Below are 3769 nucleotides of genomic sequence, written 5' to 3'. Positions count from 1 at the left end.
GCCGGGCCGGTCCCGGACCCGCCCGGCCCCGCGCCGGACCGGACCGGGATCGCGGGGAAGGTGCCGGGTGTGCGGTCCGCGGGCCGCCGGAGCCGGTGGAGACGCGCCGAACGAGAGGTGACATGGACGAGCTGCCCCTCGTGCTGGGTTCGGGCGCGGCCGTCCTGCTCGCCTCCGTGTTGGCCGTGCGGTTCTCGATCCGGCTCGGCCTGCCGTCCCTGCTGATCTACCTCGGGATCGGTGTCCTCATCGGGGAGGCCGGCCTCGGGGTCGAGTTCGACAACCCGGAGCTGACCCAGAGCCTCGGGTTGGCGGCACTCGTGATGATCCTGATCGAGGGTGGTCTCACCACGACCTGGTCCGAGGTCCGGCCGAATCTCGGTCCGGGCCTCGCGCTGTCCACAGTGGCCGTGGGAGTCACCGTCGTGGTGACCGGGTCGGCACTGCACTGGCTGTTCGGCCTGGAGTGGGACACCGCCCTGCTGTGGGGTGGAGTGCTCGCCTCGACCGACGCGGCCGCGGTGTTCTCCGTGCTGCGTTCGGCCGGGATCGGTAAGCGGTTGTCCAGCATCCTGGAACTGGAGTCGGGGCTCAACGACGCCCCGACCTACATCGTCGTGGTGCTGCTGGCCACCGGGACCACCATGGACTGGACCCTGCCGCTGCAGGTGGTCTACCAGCTCGTGGCGGGCGGCCTCCTCGGGTTCGGGATCGGGCTGGCCGGCGCGTGGGCGCTGCGGCGGGCCGCCCTGCCCGCCACCGGCCTCTATCCGCTGGCGACGGTGGCGATGTGCGTGCTCGCCTACGCGGGCGCCCAGTTCGCCCTCGCCTCCGGTCTGCTGGCCACCTACGTCGCCGGGGTGGTGCTCGGCAACTCCCGGCTGCCGCACCGGTCGAACACGCTGTCGTTCGCCGAGGGGGTCGGGTGGATCGCCCAGATCGGACTGTTCGTGCTGCTGGGGCTGTTCGCCGCACCGTCCCGGATGCTGGACGCGGTGGTGCCGGGCGTCGTCGCGGGACTGCTGGCGCTGTTGGTGGCCAGGCCGCTGGCCGTGCTGATCTCCACGGCGCCGTTCCGGGTGCCGTGGCGGGAACAGGCGTTCCTGTCGTGGGCGGGGCTGCGCGGTGCCGTGCCGATCGTGCTGGCCACCATCCCGCTCGCGGAGGGCAGGCCCGGAGCCCAGGAGCTGGTCGACGCGGTGTTCGTCATCGTGATCGTGTTCACCCTGTTGCAGGCCGCACTGCTGGGGCCGCTGGCGAAGCTGTTCGGGGTGGCCGGTGCCTCCGAGCCCCGGGAGATGCAGGTCGACGCCGCACCGCTGGAGGAACTGGGCGCGGTCCTGCTCCAGGTGCGGATCCTGCGCACCTCGCGCCTGCACGGGGTCTACCTGGCGGAGCTGCGCCTGCCGAAGGGTGCCACCGTCAGTCTGGTCGTGCGTGGCGAGCAGAGTTTCACCCCGGAGCACACGACCCGGCTGCAGGAGGACGACCAGCTGCTCGTCGTCACCACGCAGCAGGCCCGGCGCGCGACCGAACGCCGGTTGCGGGCCGTCGACCGTGCGGGACCGATCGCCCGCTGGAAGGGTGAACGGGGCGACTGACCCCGCCACGCCACCCGCTCCGCGCGCGACACCGACGGTGGACGGGGCGGGCGGACGCCGACATGGACAATGGGACGGTGAACTCCGAGCAGCAGAACTCCGCACCGGACCCCGGTCGGGCGGACCCGGACCGACCGGCGGGAGCGACGGAAGCCCCCGTGGCGAAGCGGCGCGCGGGGCTCCTCCTCGTCGTGGCGGCACTGGCCTACGGCGTGGACGTGGTGACGAAGGTCCTCGCCACGGCGGGCCTGGAGGCGGGCGAACCCGTCCGCATCCTCGGCGGCGCCGTGTACCTCCAGTTGCTGCGCAACCCCTACGCGGCGTTCGGGATGAGTTTCGGCGGCACGTGGGTGCTCACCGTGGTGGCCACCCTCGTCGTGCTCGGCATCCTGTGGTTCGCGCGGCGGCTGCGGTCGGTGGGCTGGGCCGTCGGACTCGGCCTCATCCTCGCGGGCGCGCTCGGCAACCTCACCGACCGGATCTTCCGTGCCCCGGGTGTGTTCGAGGGCCACGTCGTGGACTTCGTCTCCGTGTTCGCGCCGAACGGGGAGTTCTTCCCCGTGTTCAACGCGGCGGACTCGGCCATCACCGTGGGTGCCGTGCTCATCGTGCTGCTGACGGCGCTGGGGCGGGAGTACGACGGAACCCGGACGGGCAAGCAGCGGGACGACCGCGCGCACCCGCGGGCGGCGGACGGATCCGGCCCCGCCGGGGAGGACCGGGCATGAGCACCCGGATGCTGCCGATCCCGGACGGGCTGGAGGGCATGCGGGTCGACGCGGGGCTGGCCAAACTGCTCGGCCTGTCCCGCACCGCGGTCGCCGAGCTCGCGGGCTCCGGGGACGTCCTCGTGGACGGGGTCCCCGCGGGCAAGTCGGACCGGTTGCCGGCCGGGGGACTGCTGGAAGTGACCCTGCCCGAACCGGACCGGCCGGTCGAGGTGGTGTCCGAGCCGGTCGAGGGCATGCGGATCCTGTACGACGACGACGACATCGTCGTGGTCGACAAGCCGGTCGGGGTGGCGGTCCACCCCAGCCCTGGGTGGTCCGGCCCGACCGTGGTGGGCGGCCTGGCCGCCGCCGGGCTACGGATCTCGACCTCCGGCGCCGCCGAGCGGCAGGGCGTGGTGCACCGGCTGGACGCCGGCACCACCGGGGTGATGGTGGTGGCCAAGAGCGAACGCGCCTACACGGCGCTCAAGCGCGCGTTCAAGGAACGCACGGTCACCAAGGGATACCACGCGCTCGTGCAGGGGCACCCGGACCCGACACGGGGCACGATCGACGCGCCGATCGACCGGCATCCCCGGCACGACTACAAGTTCGCCGTGGTGGCCGACGGCAAACCGTCGGTGACGCACTACGAGGTGATCGAGGCGTTCCGGGCGGCGTCGCTGGTCGATGTCACGCTGGAGACCGGGCGGACCCACCAGATCCGGGTCCACTTCGCGGCGCTGCGGCACCCGTGTGTCGGTGACCTCACCTACGGGGCCGACCCGGTGCTCGCCCGGCGGCTGGGCCTGACCCGGCAGTGGCTGCACGCCCGGCGGCTGGGCTTCGCACACCCCGCCGACGGGCGGTGGGTCGAGTTCACCAGCGACCACCCCGACGACCTCGCCGCCGCCGTCGACGTGCTGCGCGCCGAGACCTGACCCGGTCCGGCACCGCGGGCCCCGGGCGGGTGCCCCGGCTCAGTCCGGGATCGCCCAGGTCACGCTGCGGTCGTCCGGCTCCGGCCGCGGGCTCCACCGGACCGAGGTCACCCGGGTGTCCGCGCCGAGGACGTACACCGTGTGGCCGCCGCTCGTCTCGCCGGGGCCGACCCCGATCCCGTGCGGTTGCCGGGAGGTCAGCGACACCGGGGCCTTGGCGACCGGGGTGCCCTCGTCGGTGAGCAGTTCCAGGTGGTTGTCCGGCAGCGAGGCGAACGGCACCGTACCCCGGTTGGTGACCTCGGTGTGCACGACGACGGCGCGTTCCCCGTCGTCGAGCCGGTACCCCGCCGCGGTGAACAGGAAATCGGCGGGGTCCTGGACCTCGAGCAGTTGCACGGAGAGGTCCTCCCCTTCGAGGCCCCGGGTCTCCAGCACGTCCCCCACGGTCCCCGACCGTGCGGCCGGGCGGTCGCCGGTCCCGCCCCGGTCCGCCTCCTCCGACGGCGGCGCCCCG

At 73.4% G+C, this 3769-nt stretch carries 3 protein-coding genes and 1 pseudogene; 3 read left to right on the top strand and 1 reads right to left on the bottom strand.

Features of this window, described 5'->3' with window-relative positions:
* Positions 1-122: 122 nt before the first annotated feature.
* From SACPADRAFT_RS0204605 to SACPADRAFT_RS0204595, 3 genes are all read left to right on the top strand, one after another.
* Positions 123-1601, top strand: coding sequence for a potassium/proton antiporter (locus SACPADRAFT_RS0204605; protein WP_007026876.1), 1479 nt, complete (start codon positions 123-125; stop codon positions 1599-1601).
* A gap of 62 nt (positions 1602-1663) precedes the next feature.
* A complete protein-coding gene (gene lspA / locus SACPADRAFT_RS0204600; protein ID WP_007026875.1) occupies positions 1664-2329 on the top strand; it encodes a signal peptidase II in 666 nt (221 codons plus the stop codon).
* The gene (locus tag SACPADRAFT_RS0204595; protein ID WP_007026874.1) at positions 2326-3252 is read left to right on the top strand and encodes an RluA family pseudouridine synthase; all 927 of its coding nucleotides are present in this window, start codon (positions 2326-2328) and stop codon (positions 3250-3252) included. Before lspA ends, SACPADRAFT_RS0204595 begins: the two co-directional genes overlap by 4 nt.
* 39 nt (positions 3253-3291) lie before the next feature.
* Here the strand turns inward: SACPADRAFT_RS0204595 and SACPADRAFT_RS25620 are convergent.
* Positions 3292-3769, bottom strand: a pseudogene (locus SACPADRAFT_RS25620) (AsnC family protein); the annotation flags it as partial.

Origin of the sequence: Saccharomonospora iraqiensis subsp. paurometabolica YIM 90007 (genome assembly GCF_000231035.2) — a bacterium.
Classification (GTDB): domain Bacteria; phylum Actinomycetota; class Actinomycetes; order Mycobacteriales; family Pseudonocardiaceae; genus Saccharomonospora; species Saccharomonospora paurometabolica.
This window is presented reverse-complemented; position numbering and strand designations above follow the sequence as displayed.

Excerpts from the sequence above, each read along its gene's own strand:
- SACPADRAFT_RS0204595 (WP_007026874.1), top strand. The coding sequence starts at position 2,326 with ATGAGCACCCGGATGCTGCCGATCCCGGACGGGCTGGAGGGCATGCGG.
- SACPADRAFT_RS0204605 (WP_007026876.1), top strand. The coding sequence starts at position 123 with ATGGACGAGCTGCCCCTCGTGCTGGGTTCGGGCGCGGCCGTCCTGCTC.
- lspA (WP_007026875.1), top strand. The coding sequence starts at position 1,664 with ATGGACAATGGGACGGTGAACTCCGAGCAGCAGAACTCCGCACCGGAC.